The sequence below is a fragment of the Tenacibaculum litopenaei genome, from assembly GCF_964514025.1.
GTDB lineage: Bacteria > Bacteroidota > Bacteroidia > Flavobacteriales > Flavobacteriaceae > Polaribacter > Polaribacter litopenaei.
Genome location: NZ_CAZEQT010000006.1, coordinates 766542 through 786090 on the forward strand (window position 1 = coordinate 766542; position 19549 = coordinate 786090).

Here is a 19549-nt window from a genome sequence, read left to right on the forward strand (position 1 = left end):
TTGCTCATTCGTCTGGGAGCGGGGGAATCATTTTCTATTTAGAGTCCCAATAAACATCCATACATTCTTCTATTAAACCAAAAACAGATTGTAACTCAATACTATTTTCTAAATTATGTTTCGATAATTCAAAATTGAGGTTACCTATAGAACTAAATCTCATATATCTTTCTCCATTTTTCCTCATTTCAAAGACAAAAATAACTTGATTAGTAGATTCATCTAAGCGACTGTAAATAAACTCCTTTTTATTCTTTACAGAATTGAATGAGTTAATAATATCTATAAGTTCATTATTATTTTTTAATTTCTTATTTACTTCTATTGTAATTGTATTATTATCAAAATTAAAATCTTTTAAAACTAAATATTTATGATAAGGATTCTGTTCATAAAAAAAAGTAATAAAGATTCCATCTCTAACATTTTTTACAAAATCAATGTAATACTCGTAATCAAAATTTTCGTTATCAAAAATAAAATTTCTTTTCTCATTAATATTCTTTGTTACCAATTCACAATTGTGGCTAATCTGATTATTCTTAACAATTGGCTTTACAGTATTACATCCTTTACAAAGGAATATTAATATCATAAATTTAAAGATATCTAGCACTTTCAATTCTTGAATAGTCATACTTTTTTTAGTTTAAATTTTCATTCCTAAACATTTTACCATTCAATTTCATCATAAAATTTGTGTTAAGAAGATTAATATTATAAAACTCTTTATTCTTCAGCCCTTTGATTCCATTGTGAATAAAATCAGTTATTGCTTGATTTCCAAAAAAAGACGCTTTCGTTTCTCTTAATATCTTAAGTTGATTATATCTCTCTTCATCTGTTGAACGATAAAAACAAAAGTTTGGTATTACTTCTGTAATATCTTCTGGCTCCTCTCCAATAAGATGCAACCAAGCATGAGCACCTTCGGGTGCTGTAAGTGCCAAAGTATTTGTATCTTGACTTGTCGTATAATCAGCAATTGTTTTTTGATTAACAGATATTTCAATATTACCTTCCTTATGACCCGTAGCTCCCCCTCCAATATCATTTACAGTAAATATGGTATACACTTTATCTACTTCATCAATTTTATTATCCATTCCTTTAAAGTTCTCGAATTCCTTCTAGCCTTTCTATAAAGCCTCTTTAATTTTCTTCTAGCTCTCCGAAATTCACTTTTTGATTTAAACTCATCTTTATATTTACTATTTTTAAGGTTATTCCGAGTTGCCCATTTTATGACACCCCATCTGGATCAATTTTCCTAATTGGATTGTTCCCCATAACTACAGGAGGACTATGGAACTCAGCTTCAGGATCAGCAGTTAACCACCTACCAATTCTACTATCCCATAAACGTAATTGAAATGCTTCCATTCCAGTTTCAATTTTTTTTTCATGTCCTTGGTAAGCGTATTTATCAATTTGCTTAGCAAAAAACAACGTATTGGGCGTTTGATAACAATGGGAACACCTTTTAAATTTTCCAAAATAGTATACAGGCATAGCAATTTTCATAGCAGCTCAAAAATACGAATTTTCAGAGATTCTTAGCTTGTTCTTTCGTACTAACTGTATAAAAAATTACCTTACAACTTAATGTAAAGTAGCTTTTATATTTATAGTTTATTACTCGAACTCTCCACACGAAATGATTCGTACGGGAATCTATCTTACTCTTCATTGCTTATTTGCGCCGTATCTCGGGTTATCTCCATTTATAATATCCCATTTCCGTCCATTTATTTTCTTTACACATGACTCTAAAATCGTTAAAATCCTTCTTATTAATTTTTATTATAACATCTTCATTTAAACTATTAGAAAAGGCCTTAAAAAATATAAATCTTCTTCTTTTTTAAAAAAAGAGATTATTAATATCATAATTAAAAAGCTTTATTTTTAAATACTTTGTAAAAGTATTAGGTGTATTTAAATCTAGTTCGAATAAGTTTAAAACACAAGTTTTAAAAACATTACCACTAAAAAAAATTAGCTCATTATTTTTATAATCCAAACCGACTAACATCCTTCTAGATAAGATATTCTTGTTTGAAATGATCAGTTTTTAAGGAAGCTTACATGGCCATAAAACTAATTTCTTTCAGACTTATTTTAAAGATTCTTTTATTTTTAAAATGGATTTTGTTTTAAAATTTAATCTCAAAGAATCCGCATAGTATATCATAAATTTGTTAAGAGATAAAAGCCTTTTAGAATACTTAAACTTGTTATCATCTATAAAAAACCTCTTTTTGTAAAGGGTTTCTTTTTTTTGTTTATCGATTGCTTTTATGTTTAACACAATACTCTCACTCGACATAGGTTTAAATTCTTTCTCTTTCTGTATGTTTGCTTTCTGTATCATCTCGCAAATAACATCGTAAAAAACTGAACTAAAATCATTTAAAACCAAATCCTGTTTTCTATCTTCTAAAACAGTCCGTTTATTATTTATACTATCGTATTTATAAACATACTTATATGGCTCATTTTCATACTTAAAAACTGTTCTTTCTTTTTCACTTAAAATTCTCACTCCAAAAAATTCGCTAAATGTTGGCATCAATAAGTTTATGTCGTATTTAACGGTTGTATCACACACACTTTCTTTTATTTGATATTGTATTTTAGTCACAAAAGAAGCAGTCGTATTCCCTTTTGTTTTCTCTTGACAAGAAAAAAAAGACATCAAAACAAGAAAAAAAATTAAATACTTCATTAATTACCACCTATAATTATTTCGTCTAACATAATTGGGGATCTATATTTATCCCATTTTAAATATTCTTTCAGATAAATACCTTGTCATAGTCCATCACTTTCCATAACATGGTACTTGTGTAATGCATTTACAACATATCTTTTAAATTCACCTGTAGTTCCTGCCCAACGAAGTGACTTAACTTGATTCTGATAAACCAATCTATGTGTACTAACAAAACTACCTTGTTTTTTCATCAAGTGCGAATACCAATCGTGGTCAACTACTACACTCCATAGGTTTTCAACTACAGTTTTACCATTACTATAACCTTTATCTCTGTTTATATATTTAGTGCCTATTGACCAAGAACACGCTCCATTTCCTTCATTTGCAGTACCTGTTCTTAATCAAAACTCGACATTCTAAATGTTTCGTCAAAGATTTTTTGCCCTTCTAATCTTGAGAAAATATGGCTCTCTATCTAATGTATTATAGAATTGCTCAAGGAAGCATTATCATAATAGGTTCCTACAAATTCTAGCATCCCATAATCGTAACTGAAAAGCTTCTTTCCCAGTTTCAGGGTCTTTTTCACGTACTTGGTAAGTGCATTTATCTATTTTCTTAGCAAAAAACAACCTATTTAGTTTTTGATAAGAACAAAAACATCTTTCAAATTTTCCAAAATTTTGTGCGGGCATAGCAAGTTTCAAAGCAACTCAAAAATACGGATTTTTAAAGAAACTTGGCTTGTTTTATCGTGCTAACTGCATAAAAAAACTACCTTAATTACTAGATTAAGATAGTTTTTATAATTTCTCGTTTTGCCATTGCAATTGGCTAATAGTATTATATTCGTTACTTAATTAAATTCCTTTTAAAACTTACCATTACGTTAAAGATAGCTGTCAAGATGCGGAGCAATTATCATTTTTATCATTACAAATAATTTTTAGAAGCTTATCACTTACAATAATTAAAGAATCATTAGGTAAACCTTTGGGATAACCAATAATTCTAACTTCTTTAATAAAACCACTATTGATAAAATAAATGCGCCTAACTAAACCGTTACTAGTACTATCCCAATATTGATTTAGTAATTGCTGAGGCTTGAGTGAAAAAAGAAACTTTTTTAATTTTCTAATCTTTTTATCTTCTGATGTAGAATCAATTACCCCTCCTATATTAAATTTAATAAAAGATGTTTTTTTGTATAAGTTAATAATTTGCTTATCAATTACTTTATTTTTCAGATTACCATAATAAACTATAGAAATAGTATCATAATTTTCAATTTTGCTTTTTTTAAACTTATTCTTACTTTTAGTAGAACATGATATAAAAAAAACAAACATTAGGAATAATAATTTAATTTTCATAATGAATCATTTTTTACCACAGATAATTATTTCATTTAACATTTGGGGGCTCTCGGCATCAAAATACGCTTTAAAAGCGTTTCTAACATGATTCTTGTAGTTATCCGTAGTACGGTTCCAAAAGTTACTATTCATAGTCGCCTAATATGCAAATCTATGCATCGAATTCGAATCTCCAAATTCAATGAACTCATGCCTCATGAACAATTAGGGTAGCTCTTATGTTTTCAGCAGTTGGTTGGTAATACAGGCATAGCAATTTTCATAACAGCTCAAAAATACGAATTTTCAGAGATTCTTAGCTTGTTCTTTCGTGCTAATTGTATAAAAAAAATTACCTCACAACTTAATGTAAAGTAGCTTTTATATTTATAGTTTATTACTCGAACTCTCTACACGAAAGGATTCGTACGGGAACCTTATTCTTCATTGCTCATTAGCGCGGTATCGGGGCGCGATAAAGCTTTTAAAATATCTTCTTTAGATGTTATGGGAGGAATGTTATAAGTAACAAAAACATCATCAGTATTAAACTCCTTTTTTAGAAATTCAATTATTTTTTGTTCAATACTCGAGTCCACCGACACCCTTAATAACATACTATTATCTTTATTTATTCTCAAAACGGACTGTTTGTATGGACTTTTACTATTTTCAGTATCAAAATAGAATGTATAATCTTTTTTATTACCTACAATATACGCTAACATTTCTTCATAAATGTCCGTTTCATACATTATCGGAGTTCCATATTTGGGGTATTCAAAAAAGTCATCACTTGGCATAAAATCAGACAAATAAGTTCTAAAAAAACTATTTATCTTACCTATGTCAATTGAATTTAAAAAAACATAAACATCACTTGAAATCATATATAATGGAGCTTTAAACCTGCACTCACAAAAGTACCATCTTTAGCTATTCTATAGAGGTAATAAGTTGTGTTTTTATGTAGGTATTCATGAACATTAACTAGCTTCATATTTGAATTCTCTAAACCTATAACACCAAGAGTGTAAGCTTCTCCAAGTTAGAAGGGCTTAACTGTAGATTTTTTCAAAATCTGATCGTTTCATAAGTAGTATATTTAGTTAAATTTAAACATTTTTTACTCTAAACTCTCCAATTCTAAGCTGTCCGATTTAATGGGAGGAGGTCATACTTTTCCCAAGAAAGGATTCGTGCGTTAGCACAGTCTTTATTTCTCATTCGTATGGGAGCTGGGGAATCATTATATCTCTAAATCTTTTTCATTAGGTTTTCTATATCCTCCCCCTATCTGACATCCATTTTTTTCTGCCCACAAAATAATCAAATCCATTAACTCATTCGCCTTTTTGAAATGTAATTCTTCTCCATTATCACTCTCTAAAAAGAGCTTAAATAACCAAACTTCTTCCGTATCTTTATTCATTATTATACCTAGTATTAATTAATAAAACCCTGCTTCTCTTACATTAACTTCACACATACCTTTTATGGTACCTTTTGCATGAGGACTATGAGGTATTGTCGAAATCATTCTTCCTTCTAAATTAAAGATCTTTAGATGACTTCCTCCAGGCTTGACTGTAAAACCAGCCTTTTTTGCCCTTGGAAAGCGTATTTATCTATTTTCTTAGCAAAAAACAACCTAATTAGTTTTTGATAAGAACAAAAACATCTTTCAAATTTTCCAAAATAGTGTGCGGGCATAGCAAGTTTCATAGCAACTCAAAAATACGGATTTTTAAAGAAACTTGACCTGTTTTTTCCTACGAACTGCGTAAAAAAACTACCTCACAATCTAATGTAAAGTAGTTTTCATATGTATTATTTGCTTACTCTTAGAGGGCACGGACTACAAGTCCGCGCTATCGGGGTTTTATATTTTTTGTTGTTTTGCTTACTCTTACTCGGCACACGAAAGGATTCATGCAGGAGCATTAATCTTTATCGCTCATTCGTGCGGCATCGAGCGTTTGGAGTGTTATAAACCTCCTATTGTAATTTTCCACCTAGAATCTTTAAATAAAAAATGAAAAATTATACAATGATCATTACTACATTTTACTGGTACTTTATATTCTTTTGCATGGAATGAATAAGATAATCCCGTAATTTTATTATTTGACAAGTATCACAACGTTGAGCCCATGAAAATGAAAATTTTCAATGACATAAAATTAAAACTATGTCATTTACTCAAACTACAAGTAAACCACTCTACCAACTCCAAGAGGGAGACCGATTTGTTAAACAAAAATTAGGTCTCCCTACGCTCATTGTATATGAGGTTCTACTCATCAATGAACAAAAAGAACACGTTTATTGTGTCAACACAATAACGTGTCAACTTCACTTAGTAAATAAATTCCAACTAGTATTTAAACTATCATAGTCATGCCTAGAAAATGCCCAATTAATTGGGAAGCTAGGCGTGAGTTTATTTGCAACCAAATAAACGCCTACTTCCGTGAAAGAAATGTAAAAATACATTTCACACTAGATACACTTAACAAGGACTCTTTAAAACACTCTCCCGACTTTGTTGAACTTAAAAAACACTTAGCGGAGAATTACATTTTCGTTGATTGGCGAAGCATTGATGATATGCTTGCCCCTTACGAAGCTCATAGAATCCCTAAAAGTATTCTACCGTCACCACAGTTAAAAATGAATTTATAACCCCGTCAGGCTCTTAAAAAAGCCCCGACAGGGGATTTTTTCTTTGAGCTCGTCAAAACATTACGGTTTTGTCGATAATTTGAAGCTAGACCGCATGGTCGCTGAAAATTTGAGAAACAAAACCGCACACCCCAGATGAACGCACCGTGCACTTTTTCTCTCAAAAACGATGGTATTAGCCAATTCTTTGATGTCAGTTACCTAGACTTCCAAAGAAAAGGAGATACCACCCAGTTAAAGCAGACGCAAAGCTCTGCTTTCCTTTCCATGTTTAATAAAATCAAGGAAACCCCCGATTTTATCAACCGCATGGACAAATTGAGATTTAGTCACGATATGCATCAGTTAAAAAAGGCAAAGGCTTTTGCTGAAAAGGAAGCCAATAAAAAGCTCTTAAATCCTTCTTACGTCGAGAAAAGTTACAACCCTAGGCAGTTGGGTACACTGTCACACAACGCCAAGAAATCATGTGCTAAAGCGTGTGAACTCATGATAAATACAGTTCTCTACTCACGCCAAAAAGATGTAGATTTCAAATCCCAACAATATCTAGTTTTTTTAACGCTCACACTACCATCAAAGCAAGTACATTCTGATAAAGTTATCAGACGCGCGCTCACAAAATACATTGACAACTTGCGTAAAAACCACGGTGTTAAATTCTATGTATGGAGGGCGGAACCTCAAAACAACGGAAATATCCATTTTCATCTACTTTTAGACAAGTTTATCGAAAAAGATGACATACGACGCCTTTGGAATAAACAACTCTCTAAATTAGGCTATTTAGACGCTTTTCAGAAAGTACACGGACACCGCAACCCACCATCTACCCGAATTGAGAGCTATAAGGTTGATAAAAAAGGGAAAAAGATAAGTAACCCAACCAAGTACATTACTAAGTACATGACTAAGCTAAAATTCGGTCAACGCCCAATCATTGGGCGTATTTGGGGGGCTTCTAAAGAAGTAAAAGCCTTGCAATATCCTAGATACGCAGAAGGTGATAAATACTTTGACCACGTTATATCCATGATAAACAAAACAGGGAGATTTAAGCAAGTGATTAGCGACGATTTCTTCAGCTACTTCTCAGGAAAAACCTTTGAGGTACTTAGGTCTACTTACAAACAACTTTATAGCGACGTTAAGAACTTCTTCAAACTCCAAAACGGGAATCTAACTCCTAAAACACTACAACACAAGGAATTCATACGCCTTGAAAAAGACAAGAACAAGCCGAAGCCTAAAAAAGAGCCTGTAAAACCTGCTCCAACACCTAAAATAGATCCCGTAATTATAGAACAACTACAAATCAATTACGGTAACAAGGCTTATTGGACTAATAATGTAAAATAAATTACACTCCTGTAAACCAAACAAAACAACGCGCGGACTATCCGCGCGTATCCTCTCACTATCACCGCATTTTTGTATCAGAAATTTTAAATAAATCATTTCAGATATGAAAACCATTCCAGTTACTGGTCAGGGAAGTAAATCTTTCACCATCGACCACAACAACCAACCACAACGCCTAATTCTTTCTAACATTTACAAGGATGCGACAATTGAATTGTCAATGGAGCGTCAAGGCGAATCTAAAATAAGAACTATCAGCCCTGTAAAGGTTGCCTTTCTTATTGAGCTCCAAAACAAAATCGAGTTCCTTCAGGGTAAACGTTTACAAATCTTCCGTTATGCGACAGAGTCTAGCAAGGAGGTAATTGCTAGTGGTATCATTGACGTTGGTATTGGCGGTGAAATTGTCTTGCAGGAAAAGGATTACATGTTTGTTGACCTCAAAACTTTGGACAATGCTTCTTTCAATATCTCTATCTCAGGAGGTTTAAGAACTGCGGGAACTCCTTTCCAACTTCGTAAAACCAAAGTAGACAGCGGTAATTCTGAGCTAAAAGTCGACCTCTCACAACAACGCTATATCATTTTCGACAAGGCTTCAATGCCCGACGAAATCGACTTTATCCGTGGTGATGAGAAAGTCGTAATGTCTAAAGAGCTTTTGCTTCAAGAGCAGGAAAACATTTTCGGTGTTGTTGCTTATGATAAGACGAACGTTCCCGTTTTCGGAACCAATCAAGCGGTTGTCCTTCAAACTGCTGGGTTAGACGGTTGCTACTTCCGTTGGTCTGCTGACTTGGCTAAAGACTTCTATTACTGGATTGTTTAATCCGAAAAACAAAAAGTATTAACTAAAATCTAAAAGATGTTAACATACAATTTAGATTATCTAAAAAATGACCCTCACCGCCCGAGCTTCGGGACGGGAGGTTTCAAGCCGGTAGACTTCGATTTAGGCGGTCTTGACTTGGATGGCATTAAGAGTTCCATTGATGAAATCATTGATGAAGTTATCAACGCGATAGAAAAAGTTATAGAAATTCCAGATTTCATTGAAGATGCTGTTAAGTTTATTGCTGATTTATTCGACGGTTGTGCATCGGATTGGGACATGGACGCCCTTATGAAAGAACAAATCAAACTAGCTCAAGACGAAATCAATACCGCTATTGGTTTCATGCAAAATAAGTCGATTGGAACTTTCGCCCAGCGTTTAACAAGGGCGGACAAGTATCTCAGATACTGTGTTCACGATCATTGGTTTTTAGGTGAAAAACAACGTAAATGTGGAAAAAACAAAGCTGCCGAAGCGATTAAATACAAAATCGTAAACGACTATATGTGGGCGCTTCGTAACAAGTTTAAGCACGTTTACAATTATACTGTCGTAAAGCATCCATACACTGAGCGCATTAAATCTCCAGAGGGGCGTATGCATAATACAGACTATTGGAAATACACTACTCAGAAACCAAATGCTAAAGCAGAGTTGGAGAAAATGAAGATAGATGTAAACGTTACAACCGATACAACCTCTGATTCATCAACTTCAAAACCACCTACAACTCCGCCACCACCAAAAACAGATGGCAAAAGTGACTTCGGGTTAATTGCCTTAGTGCTTCTCGTTGTGGGTCTAGTAGGTGCAGGAGTTACCTACTTATTCAAGAAAGTCAAACCTAAAAAAAGAAAATAATCATGGCATGTGAAAAATGCACAAAATTCAAAGAAAAAATAAAAGCCTTTTGGACAAAAACTAAGGCTTGGATGAAAGAAAAAACAATTGGAGTGCCTAACTGGGCTTTGTTCGTAGTCGCTCCTGCAGTACTAATCATAGGAGGAACATTGCTGTTACTCCCTAAAAAAAAATATAAATAACTATGGCACATTATAACGAATACGGTCAGCCTGTAGGACCAATGCAACAAGGTTATTATCAGTCTCAACGACAATCATTCCAAGGGCAGTCGCCTAGATGGAACAAGCAAAGAAAAAAGAAAAGTTCAGCAAAATTACATGCTTCTTACGGAAGCGATAGCGGTGTATTTATCCATGGCTTCAAGGTCATGAATGGCAAAAGATGGAGCTATAAAATCTTCCGTAGCGAAAAACAGCAAAAGAATGCTCCCGTAACTTCAAAGGCAGGTAAACGATGGGTTAGTGTTACCATCGTAATGAGTTCAGCGGGTGAGAATGATAGAGTGAACTACGGTATGTTAAATATCGACAATCACAAAGCCTACTTCTCGAATTGGAATTGGATTTGTAACCCTCACGCAAACAATGGCGGTTACATCGGTAAACACATTTCTACAAAACGATAAAACAATACCACAATGAAAAAACTATTTGGATTACTTGGCAAGGTTGGAAACGTCAGCCAAGGAATAAGTAAAGTTCTTTCATATGCAGAAAAAGCGGACAAAACTTCCAGAACGGCGTCCGCTTTTTTAAAGCATTTGAAAGCCTTTAACGACGAGAGAATGAAAATATGGGGAGTAACCCCGCAAACCATTTCAACAAATGAGAAAGAAGCTACCAGTAACCACGACAACTAACAGCGCAATAAATCCGTATGGTTCTATCGAAGAACCTACGGATGTAAAAAAGCATTATATCCACCTTAAACCGCCTTTAGATGGTTATAACGATGATAAGAAGCTTTCAACGAATTTCACCCTCGGTGAATTCAGAAAAGCTATGTATTTCACTAAGGAGGAAAAGAACCTGATAACTTACGTGCCTATTCATCCCAATATCATACAAGCCTGTCAGATTTTAAGAAATGCTCTTGGTAAACCCATTAAGGTAAACAGTTCATTCAGAACCGTAGCGCATGAGCTTTCACAAGGTAGAAGCGGTAAAGGTAAGCACACCTTAGGAATCGCAGTTGATTTATCGGGAGAGGGCTTAGTAGAGCTTTTAAGAGAAGCTATCGAGCAAAAGAATGATTTGTATCATTCTCTTAGAAACTTAGGTGTAAATGCTTTCGGACTGTACAAGTATAAAAATTTTGTTCACCTAGACCTTAGACCAGCCGAAGCTGACGGAAGTCACATCGTCTGGACTGATTTAGACCTTGACGAAGATGGAAAAAAAAACTCCAGTCGGGTCGGTATAACGTTAACAATCATAGGGCTTGTAGGTCTTGCGGTAGGTGCTTTAATAAAGAAAATTAGACCATGAAAAAACTAGTAAATTTCTTAAAAGATTGGGGTCTTTTACTCCTTGCGGGATTAGCCTTAATCCTAGGTATTGTCCTCTCGTTAAAAGGCTTTTTTATTGGTCTTTTTAAAGAACAACAAAGTGCTACTTTGAACACATCAGGTTCAACTATTACGGACAATCTTGCTAATCAATATGCTGATACTCTACATGTAGCAATGGCTTCGATTGGTACACAGTTTTCTGTTGTTAAAAATGTGTTTTCAGAGATAACAGAGTCTGATTATTATAAAATTCATAATAAGTTTGGAGATAGGGGTTATGTAGATTTTTTAGGTGTTGGAATCGATATTTTGTACCCAAAACTTTTAAATCTTAAGCAGTGGCTTGATTCTGAGCTTACAAGTTCAGAAAAGAGAGAACTTAAAGCTATTGCTCCTTACCTGATTTTTTAGCAGAGTTTCTACCTATCTTGTAGAAAGTGTAACAAAGTGCTACTTCTAGTATTAGAACTATTACAGCTATTTCAGGTCCTCCAATAAGTAAAAACATCTTTCCAAATTTTAAGTTAAACAGTTCCCCAAATCTACAAATAAATTATGAAAACCTTTATATACCCCCTTTTAAGCAATTTTATAGGGATTACGACTTCGGTAGTTACCGAGGACCTTAATCCCTCCGTAACCGTGTTTGTTTTAACCTTTTTAATTGAACTAGTGCGCTACCTACGCTCACGTAATAACAAATGTAACCATGAGAAATAATGCTAAACCGTTTTTTAATGCTCTGTTAAAAACCCTTAAAATGGTTTTTGTTTCAGGTGTTTTTGTCCTTTTTATAGGGTGGCTTCTGTATCATGTATTGATGCAAATCATAAACTTCATTTACGTAATTGAAAATGACTAGCATGGTAGATTTATTAAACATCTTTTTAGATGGTCTTCTTCTTGTTTGTCAGCTAGTAGGATATATAACTGTTTTCTTAATTGGTTGTTGGACCTACTACGAATTTGTTTACAAGCCTTTATTTGGTTCTGACGATGAAATATTTACCGAAAATTCTGCCCGTATTCTTTACATAGATGGAAGGGCAAAAGATGAATTTCACCGCATCATCAAGCATCATAAAGATACTGGGCAGTGGGACATGGAAGCCTTAAATAAACTATCAAATAAATTCAAGTAATTATGTCAGATCTTTTTATAAAAATATTATCTGTGAGCTTTACTTTTTGTGTGCTTTTTATGGGTGGCTGTCTTTTTTACAATGAGGTTATTTACCCAGTAAACAAAATAACAGAAACATCACTTTTCGAAGAAGATGCACTTAAAATTATCGAGAATAAAGACGGTTGTGAGGAACTGAACCGTATTGTAAAAGACTATCACAAAACGGGTGAATGGGACATGGAAGCACTAAGAAAATTAACAGCTAAATTCAAATGACACCACTAGAAGTATTTACGTATGCATTCCTGTTTTTACTGGTTACTATCATTATCGTATGTACAACTGTAATGGTGGTATGCATTAACAACCACTATAAGAAAAAGGCAGATGATGCTTTTTATCTTCCCTCAGATGTTAAACAAAAAATAGACAATCTATAACATGAAAAAAACAATAGAACTCAACGACATGAAGTTTGATGCTAAACCCATCAACACTGTCTTAAATACAAGAGACCCCCGAGGGTTGTCTGACGACCTTATACTAAAAAAGGATGAATTTTTATACGGTACGGTTCACGTAGTGACACCTACTGACGGCCTCCTAGGTGTCTCCTTAAGGGAAAGTTTTCCTTTTGGGAGACCACCAGAAAATAAACCCTATTATCCAACCTTGAATTTTGTGTTGTCAGGTAAGGATAAAATCGAAAATCTTTTCTTTAGGAGCTTCCTGTTAGCGAATATCAAAAATCCACACAACACACTCCTTTTCAGTGGTCTAAAGCTGAAATTAATATCGGAATTCAACGAGGACTACGAGTACCTTTTTACTCCACCTGTGACAAACCCAACTCCTGACGTGCCACAGCACTAAGAACTAAAACCCGCCTAGATACTAAGCGGGTTTTTGTCTTTTAAAAACTTCTATTTTCTTTGAGTTTAATTAGCTTTACATTGAGATGTTCAACCGTTTTTTCAATCATTTTCCTTATTGCTCTTTCCTTGGATTTTTGTAGTCTTAACACTCTGCTAATTTTTCTATATTGCTTTATACGTCTTTTTAAAGTGTCAATCTCATTTTGCTTCTCTTCAATCTCTTGTGCTAATGTCCCATAGCATTTACTCCTAAATCCTGAGTTTAGTTCTATCCTAGGCGTTCTCACCATCTCCAATTCATCAGCCATGACAACATAATGATCGTCGCTAATTTTAACTATTTCAATTCTCTCCTTTGATGTAAATAATACTCCCATGGTTACTTGATTTATTTAAACACAACTATTACTAAAAATCCCCCTTCTGCTTTTATGAAGTATTTGGCATTGTATTTTTCAAGCACTTCTTCAATCTCTTGAATTTCCCACTTGTTTAAATTATGTAACTTTATTCTCAAACGTCCTGATTCGCAAACCGTGGTTTTTTTAATTTCCATGTAATCAATTTTACTAATCTCCTCGATTATTGCTTTCTGGTAATCTTTCATGATGTACTTGTTTTTAAGTGTTATTGAGCGGTTCTGCTCTTGAAAAAAAAAATATTTTTTTGGCTTTAAAACCAATTACATCACAAGGCTCTAGACTTTTTAAATAATTCAGCCAAATAAAAAATGTGGAGGGTCACGACCTTGGGAGGGATACCCATTTTTTTTTGGTCTGTGTTATTTGAAAATCTGTTTTTCGTGATTTGTATATGGCTTTAAAACCACAAAAAATGCCAAAGGCTATGCGATAGCGAGCTTGTGCCTTGACTGCTCTTAAAAGCTCTGAAAACTACCTTGATTTGCATATTGTATAAAAACTTCTTAGTTTTGGTTAACATTAACGCTCATTGAAATAGATTTTTCCCGAATTAAATTGTAAAAAAAAGAATCAAATGCAAACGTATCACGCTAATGCGACGACAAATGCGCATATTAGAAAAGCGATACAAGGCAGTACTTTGACAAATGAAAAATTGTCGAAAAAGTATTCCGTATCCTTATCAACTGTTAAAAAATGGAAAAAAAGAAGTTATCAACACGATAATTCTAGTGTACCCAAAAGTATTAACTATTCTTTAACACCCGTGCAACAGGCTTTAGTAGTCTCCGTCAGACGCTCAACGTGGTTACCTCTTGATGAACTTGCGCTCCTTCTTTTCCCTCAAAAATCGTATCAGTTTCGTAGTTCAATTTACAGAACCCTCAAGCGGAACAATGTAAACCGAGTACCTAAAGAACAAAAGGAAAAGGCTAAGAAATTCAAAGCCTATTCCCCTGGTTATTTACACATCGATGTTACATACTTGCCGAGAATAGAAGATAAAAGAAAGTATTTGTTTGTAGCCATAGATAGGGCTACGCGCATGGTATACTATCAAGTTTACAAAAACAAAAGCTCGAAGAACTCACAAGATTTTTTGCAAAAGTGTCTTAATTTTTATCCGTTCAAAATCACCCATGTCTTAACCGATAACGGTCTTGAGTTTACCAACCGTTTACTCAAGTCTAAAAAAGGCGATCCCTGTAAAAAGCTCTCTAGGTTCGAAGAACTTTGTAAGTTGCAGAGTATCGACCATCGAAAAACTAGACCTTTCACACCAAGGACTAACGGCATGGTTGAAAAAATGAATGACATTATAAAAACTCACACAATTAAAAGATTCTCGTACAAGAACGACAACCACCTCGACGACCACCTAACAAAGTTTTTTAAGGTATATAACACCCGTCGAAGTCATGGAGGGCTTAGGAGAGAATTGAAGCTAAACACGCCATTTGAAGCATTGAAAAAGTGGTACGAATTAGAACCCGAAATCTTCCACCGTACTCCCGAAATTCAATACAAATTAATCTACTCTATTAATTCGGTTTTTGGAATGCAACGTTGTGAAACATGACAATTATTCCTAGTTCCTCTCTTAATTAAATCTCTATAGTCAGTTTGATAAATAATTTCTTTCAGAACATCAGAAAAAACAAAATCATAATACTTATTAAAATTCTTTTTACTAATACTTAAGCTAATAAACTTTTCTGAATTTTTGTCATAGCTTATAGTATCACAATCATGTGAATACTTGAATATAACAGGATAAATACCGCGTATAGGATAATTCATGACTCCTGAAACGTATTCAGTATTTCCATTCTTTAAACTATCTTTAAATTCCTTCCAAAAGGTTTTAAGACTTTTTGAGTCGAATGAAACGTCATCTTTACTTTGCTCTCTGGATTTAATGGCACCATCTTTTTTCGCAATAGCAATCGTCTGTTTTGTACTTTCAAAACAAGAAACAGTCAAAATAAATAAAAATAATACTACTAAATTTTTCATTCTAATACTTAAAACTTCCAAGTGGCTGTACATTACCTACCTTTGGTATTACATATTTACTGTCTTGTTTTGCAACCATTATCACATGATAATATTTTATAACTGCTATAGCGGCAATAACTGGTTTTATGATTATTTTACCGTCTACCCAATTAGCCTTATAAAATGTGTTTCATGCTGGAGTTTGCCAATGACGAGATTTTCTCGGAACAGCTATTACAGCATCTCTTGCAAGTACATCTAATTCTGTGCTTGTATTCACTCTAACATATCCTGAATAACCATATTTATGATCATCCTTATATCTTTCTAATTTTCTAAAATAGTGTGCGGGCATAGCAATTTTTCACAGCGACTCAAATATACGGATTTTTAAAGAAACTTGACCTGTTTTTTCCTACGAACTGCGTAAAAAATACTACCTCACAGCCTCATGTAAAGTAGCTGTTATATTTATTACTGTTAGAAGGAAGTACTCATACCAGGAACGAAAACATTGGTGTGGAGATTTCTATTTTTTATTAATCATTAGTGCACGGGCTGTTGACTTACAGACACATTAAACTTAACAAGCTATACTTCTCAGTATATTTTTATTCATATTACCAACGGTGCTGGTTACAAACGAGTAAAGATCAAAATAATACTGAATTAAAACTTATTGACATGACTATGGCTAAGAAAAAGCTAAATTACATGACCTTATAGATATGGCCATAAGCTACCACAAAACCAAAAAAACTTAGGCTTCTTAAAGCAAAAAGCTACCGTTTGGAAGCTTTTAAACTGATTCATTTAAGTCATCTGAAAATGCAGAAGTGTAATATGTTTCAATATTGTATGGCTCTTTATCAATTACTTTTTCATTAGATAAGTCGAAAAATAATCTAAAAAAACAACTATCTAAAATAAATGGTGTTTGCGTAGATTGAAAAACATTTCCATAAGTAACATCAATTATAACATTGATAAAATCATCAAATATTTTCTTTTGAACACATACATCAATGATTTTAAAATCATTTCTTAAATCTACTAAAAAGGACTTTTCTTTATCCTCTAAACCATCGTCATCGTAGATATTATTTAATAGGTAAACATTTTCGTTTTGTTGTTCTCCAAAATGTATAATATACTTTTCTAAAAACTTTTTTAATCCTATTTTTTGGTTGTCATTATAAAGTTCATCTAACATAACTTCTATTTCTTTTTGCCTTTATCAAAATAATAAACATCTTGTCCTTTATATTTTGTCTTATTCCCATAAACACCATGTACTCCATTTTTGCCCAGTCAATTTTATTTCCCATTTATAAGTAACACCATTTATTGTTTTTCCTCCTCCACCTGTTAAAGGCTTGATATCCGATTGTCCTTTCGGATCGGTAGTCAACCACCTTCCAATCCTAGCATCCCATAAACGTAATTGAAACGCTTCTTTCCCTGTTTCAGGGTCCTTTTCACGTACTTGGTAAGTGCATTTATCTATTTTCTTAGCAAAAAACAACCTATTTAGTTTTTGATAAGAACAAAAACATCTTTCAAATTTTCCAAAATAGTGTGCGGGCATAGCAAGTTTCATAGCAACTCAAAAATACAAACTTCAGGGATTCTTAGCTTTTCCTTTCGTGAAAACTGTATCGAAAGCTACCTTACATACTAATGTAAAGTAGCTTTTCTATTTAATGTTTATTACTCATACTCGCCACACGAAAGGATTTGTGCGTTAGCACTAATCTTTATCGCTCCTTCGCGCAGCATCTGGGATTATCTCCATTTATAAGATCCCAATTCCGTCCATTTATTTTCTTTACACATGACTCTAATATCGTTAAAATCCTTCTTATTAATTTTTATCATAATATCTTCATTTAAACTATTAGAAAAGGCTTTAAAAAATATAAATCTTCTTCTTTTTTTTAAAAAATAGAGATTATTAATATCATAATTAAAAAGTTTTATTTTTAAATACTTTGTAAAAGTATTAGGTGCATTTAAATCTAGTTCGAATAAATTTAAAACACAAGTTTTAAAAACATTACCACTAAAAAAAATTAGCTCGTTATTTTTATAATCCAAACCGACTAACATCCTTCTAGATAATATCTCCTCGTATGAAATATTATCATAAAAAACCACTTTTGTTTTTCTATTCTTCTTTTTTAGTAGATAATAATTATTTTCAATCTTAAATAATGTAATACCTTTAATGGTATGATAAGGTAATTTTAACTCAGAAATTTTTAAATCATACTCTTGACCTTCATTCAATAAATATTCATTTAAAAATCTAACGGGTTCCTTATGACACCCAATATAATTAGAGTAATATAACCTGTAAGCTGAAATATTCTTATTTATAATTTTGACATTTATGGAATCAATTTTTTTACTCTGACCATAATTATAATTGATTCCTAAAAACAATAAAACTAAAAATACTCTCATAATTTTAAAAATGTGTTGGCTTCAAAGATTTTTTTCTATCACTGCTTGGCGTCATTTGTTCAAATTTATGTGCAGAAATTCCCGAAGGATTATTAAATAAATATCCTGCTCCAGACTGATTAAACCAATTTGAACCACTCGCTATCATACTCCATAAAAAAGCTTTTTCAGGGTTTTTAATAGAGTAATACGCATGTCCAATTTCATGTGAGTTGGTATAAAAATTTTTAGTTAAATCAATCCAAATTTCAATTTTACTTACCGAAACTTGGCCTTCTATCTTATTTAAAGTTTCTTCAAAACCACCTACTTCAATCTCCTTTCCTTTTACCTTAATCGTTGAACCTTGAAGTTCGTTAGAATAGAATCTCAATTGTGTAAAATCAACAATACCTTGATTGTTTCCATTCCCGAAGAAATGGAAAATAGGTACACTTTTTACTTTTAAATTATCAAAAAACGCGTTACCTTGATAATCAAAAACAGTTGTAGTTTTACCTTGTAGACTACCTCCCATAATAGGGGCATTTGTAAAATGCACCATTATATGAACACTAGATTTTTCCAAATCATTAAATCTAGCTGCTCCTATTATACTTTTCATTCTATTCTTCCAATTTTCGAATTGCGTATCAGTAATACCTTTTGCCTCTCACAAAAATTCCTCCGTCAAAATCTATTCCATTAACCGGACTATTACCCATCCCTAAATAAGGAGAATGGTATTGCCCAGCAGGGTCTGTCATTAACCACCTACCAATCTAGCATCCCATAATGGTAACTGAAAAGCTTCTTTCCCTGTCTCTGGGTCTTTTTTTCGTACTTGGTAAGTGCATTTATGTATTTTCTTAGTAAATAAGAACCTGTTTGGTTTTTGATAAGAATAGAAACAACTTCCAAATTTTTCAAAAATTTTGTGCGGGCATAGCAACTTTTCATAGCAGCTCAAAAATACGAATTTTCAGGGATTTTTAGCTTATTTCTTCCTGCAAACCACATAAAAAAACTACCTCAATTACAAGATTAAGATAGTTCTTATAACTTCTCATTTTGCCATTACAAATGGCTAATAATATGCTCGTTTCTTATTTAAATTCCTTTTAAAACTTGCCATTACACTAACGCTAAATGTCAAGATGCGGGGAGAATGAAGACGCTGATTTATTTAAAGCCCCTATTATGTTAGATAGACTTAAATAACTTACCTGGTAAAGACAAGGAATGTATACTTTATACTCTTGATTGTCTTTTACAAAACTTTAACGCTAAAAAAGCTTATTCTTCTTAAAACAAAAAAACTACCTCACAATCTAATGTAAAGTAGTTTTT

The 19549-nt window shown here is 33.0% G+C and carries 27 protein-coding genes; 13 read left to right on the plus strand and 14 right to left on the minus strand.

The window, feature by feature from the left end:
* Positions 1 to 34: 34 nt before the first annotated feature.
* From ACKTS5_RS12080 to ACKTS5_RS12110, 7 genes are all read right to left on the minus strand, one after another.
* Positions 35 to 637 (minus strand): hypothetical protein, encoded by a 603-nt coding sequence (locus tag ACKTS5_RS12080; protein ID WP_408044132.1) that lies wholly within the window; start codon positions 635 to 637, stop codon positions 35 to 37.
* 7 nt (positions 638 to 644) lie between these two features.
* Complete coding sequence (locus ACKTS5_RS12085) at positions 645 to 1106, minus strand: hypothetical protein (protein WP_408044133.1); 462 nt, start codon at positions 1104 to 1106, stop codon at positions 645 to 647.
* A 136-nt stretch (positions 1107 to 1242) separates the two neighbouring features.
* Positions 1243 to 1524 (minus strand): RHS repeat domain-containing protein, encoded by a 282-nt coding sequence (locus ACKTS5_RS12090; protein ID WP_408044134.1) that lies wholly within the window; start codon positions 1522 to 1524, stop codon positions 1243 to 1245.
* 592 nt (positions 1525 to 2116) lie between these two features.
* Entirely contained in the window at positions 2117 to 2728 is a 612-nt protein-coding gene (locus tag ACKTS5_RS12095) for a hypothetical protein (RefSeq protein ID WP_408044135.1), read from the minus strand.
* 893 nt (positions 2729 to 3621) lie between these two features.
* Positions 3622 to 4095, minus strand: coding sequence for a hypothetical protein (locus tag ACKTS5_RS12100; RefSeq protein ID WP_408044136.1), 474 nt, complete (start codon positions 4093 to 4095; stop codon positions 3622 to 3624).
* A 419-nt stretch (positions 4096 to 4514) separates the two neighbouring features.
* Positions 4515 to 4967 (minus strand): hypothetical protein, encoded by a 453-nt coding sequence (locus ACKTS5_RS12105; RefSeq protein ID WP_408044137.1) that lies wholly within the window; start codon positions 4965 to 4967, stop codon positions 4515 to 4517.
* 359 nt (positions 4968 to 5326) lie between these two features.
* The gene (locus ACKTS5_RS12110; RefSeq protein ID WP_408044138.1) at positions 5327 to 5509 is read right to left on the minus strand and encodes a hypothetical protein; all 183 of its coding nucleotides are present in this window, start codon (positions 5507 to 5509) and stop codon (positions 5327 to 5329) included.
* 968 nt (positions 5510 to 6477) lie between these two features.
* Here ACKTS5_RS12110 and ACKTS5_RS12115 point away from each other — a divergent pair.
* The 12 genes from ACKTS5_RS12115 to ACKTS5_RS12170 all read left to right on the plus strand — a co-directional run bounded on the left by ACKTS5_RS12115 (position 6478) and on the right by ACKTS5_RS12170 (position 13332).
* On the plus strand, positions 6478 to 6762 hold the full coding sequence (locus tag ACKTS5_RS12115; protein ID WP_408044139.1) for a hypothetical protein: 285 nt from the start codon (positions 6478 to 6480) through the stop codon (positions 6760 to 6762).
* A gap of 135 nt (positions 6763 to 6897) precedes the next feature.
* Complete coding sequence (locus ACKTS5_RS12120) at positions 6898 to 8121, plus strand: rolling circle replication-associated protein (protein ID WP_408044140.1); 1224 nt, start codon at positions 6898 to 6900, stop codon at positions 8119 to 8121.
* A gap of 106 nt (positions 8122 to 8227) precedes the next feature.
* The gene (locus tag ACKTS5_RS12125; RefSeq protein WP_408044141.1) at positions 8228 to 8953 is read left to right on the plus strand and encodes a hypothetical protein; all 726 of its coding nucleotides are present in this window, start codon (positions 8228 to 8230) and stop codon (positions 8951 to 8953) included.
* A gap of 36 nt (positions 8954 to 8989) precedes the next feature.
* Complete coding sequence (locus ACKTS5_RS12130; RefSeq protein WP_408044142.1) at positions 8990 to 9820, plus strand: hypothetical protein; 831 nt, start codon at positions 8990 to 8992, stop codon at positions 9818 to 9820.
* A 184-nt stretch (positions 9821 to 10004) separates the two neighbouring features.
* Positions 10005 to 10448 (plus strand): hypothetical protein, encoded by a 444-nt coding sequence (locus tag ACKTS5_RS12135; protein WP_408044143.1) that lies wholly within the window; start codon positions 10005 to 10007, stop codon positions 10446 to 10448.
* Between the two features lie 12 nt (positions 10449 to 10460).
* Positions 10461 to 10682, plus strand: a complete 222-nt coding sequence (locus ACKTS5_RS12140; RefSeq protein ID WP_408044144.1) for a hypothetical protein — start codon at positions 10461 to 10463, stop codon at positions 10680 to 10682.
* Positions 10648 to 11310, plus strand: a complete 663-nt coding sequence (locus tag ACKTS5_RS12145; protein WP_408044145.1) for a D-Ala-D-Ala carboxypeptidase family metallohydrolase — start codon at positions 10648 to 10650, stop codon at positions 11308 to 11310. The genes ACKTS5_RS12140 and ACKTS5_RS12145 overlap by 35 nt, the downstream gene beginning before the upstream one ends.
* A complete protein-coding gene (locus ACKTS5_RS12150) occupies positions 11307 to 11744 on the plus strand; it encodes a hypothetical protein (protein WP_408044146.1) in 438 nt (145 codons plus the stop codon). Before ACKTS5_RS12145 ends, ACKTS5_RS12150 begins: the two co-directional genes overlap by 4 nt.
* Before the next feature lie 452 nt (positions 11745 to 12196).
* Positions 12197 to 12475, plus strand: a complete 279-nt coding sequence (locus ACKTS5_RS12155) for a hypothetical protein (RefSeq protein ID WP_408044147.1) — start codon at positions 12197 to 12199, stop codon at positions 12473 to 12475.
* A gap of 2 nt (positions 12476 to 12477) precedes the next feature.
* Positions 12478 to 12735 carry a hypothetical protein gene (locus ACKTS5_RS12160; RefSeq protein WP_408044148.1) on the plus strand — a complete coding sequence of 86 codons (258 nt, stop codon included), beginning with the start codon at positions 12478 to 12480 and terminating at the stop codon, positions 12733 to 12735.
* Positions 12732 to 12899 (plus strand): hypothetical protein, encoded by a 168-nt coding sequence (locus ACKTS5_RS12165; protein WP_408044149.1) that lies wholly within the window; start codon positions 12732 to 12734, stop codon positions 12897 to 12899. Before ACKTS5_RS12160 ends, ACKTS5_RS12165 begins: the two co-directional genes overlap by 4 nt.
* A gap of 1 nt (position 12900) precedes the next feature.
* Positions 12901 to 13332 carry a hypothetical protein gene (locus ACKTS5_RS12170; protein ID WP_408044150.1) on the plus strand — a complete coding sequence of 144 codons (432 nt, stop codon included), beginning with the start codon at positions 12901 to 12903 and terminating at the stop codon, positions 13330 to 13332.
* Positions 13333 to 13372: 40 nt separating this feature from the next.
* Here ACKTS5_RS12170 and ACKTS5_RS12175 read toward each other — a convergent pair whose 3' ends face one another.
* Positions 13373 to 13711: a hypothetical protein gene (locus tag ACKTS5_RS12175; RefSeq protein ID WP_408044151.1), complete on the minus strand. Its 339-nt coding sequence runs from the start codon at positions 13709 to 13711 to the stop codon at positions 13373 to 13375.
* A gap of 11 nt (positions 13712 to 13722) precedes the next feature.
* Positions 13723 to 13941: a hypothetical protein gene (locus ACKTS5_RS12180; RefSeq protein WP_408044152.1), complete on the minus strand. Its 219-nt coding sequence runs from the start codon at positions 13939 to 13941 to the stop codon at positions 13723 to 13725.
* 389 nt (positions 13942 to 14330) lie between these two features.
* Between ACKTS5_RS12180 and ACKTS5_RS12185 the strand changes: the two genes are divergently transcribed.
* Complete coding sequence (locus tag ACKTS5_RS12185) at positions 14331 to 15335, plus strand: DDE-type integrase/transposase/recombinase (RefSeq protein ID WP_408044153.1); 1005 nt, start codon at positions 14331 to 14333, stop codon at positions 15333 to 15335.
* Here ACKTS5_RS12185 and ACKTS5_RS12190 read toward each other — a convergent pair.
* The 5 genes from ACKTS5_RS12190 to ACKTS5_RS12210 all read right to left on the minus strand — a co-directional run bounded on the left by ACKTS5_RS12190 (position 15290) and on the right by ACKTS5_RS12210 (position 18824).
* Entirely contained in the window at positions 15290 to 15772 is a 483-nt protein-coding gene (locus ACKTS5_RS12190; RefSeq protein WP_408044154.1) for a hypothetical protein, read from the minus strand. The genes ACKTS5_RS12185 and ACKTS5_RS12190 overlap by 46 nt on opposite strands.
* Positions 15773 to 16553: 781 nt before the next feature.
* A complete protein-coding gene (locus ACKTS5_RS12195) occupies positions 16554 to 16967 on the minus strand; it encodes a hypothetical protein (RefSeq protein ID WP_408044155.1) in 414 nt (137 codons plus the stop codon).
* Positions 16968 to 17027: 60 nt separating this feature from the next.
* A complete protein-coding gene (locus tag ACKTS5_RS12200; protein WP_408044156.1) occupies positions 17028 to 17279 on the minus strand; it encodes a hypothetical protein in 252 nt (83 codons plus the stop codon).
* Positions 17280 to 17539: 260 nt separating this feature from the next.
* Positions 17540 to 18220 (minus strand): hypothetical protein, encoded by a 681-nt coding sequence (locus ACKTS5_RS12205; RefSeq protein WP_408044157.1) that lies wholly within the window; start codon positions 18218 to 18220, stop codon positions 17540 to 17542.
* A 4-nt stretch (positions 18221 to 18224) separates the two neighbouring features.
* Entirely contained in the window at positions 18225 to 18824 is a 600-nt protein-coding gene (locus tag ACKTS5_RS12210; RefSeq protein WP_408044158.1) for a hypothetical protein, read from the minus strand.
* Positions 18825 to 19549 lie beyond the last annotated feature (725 nt).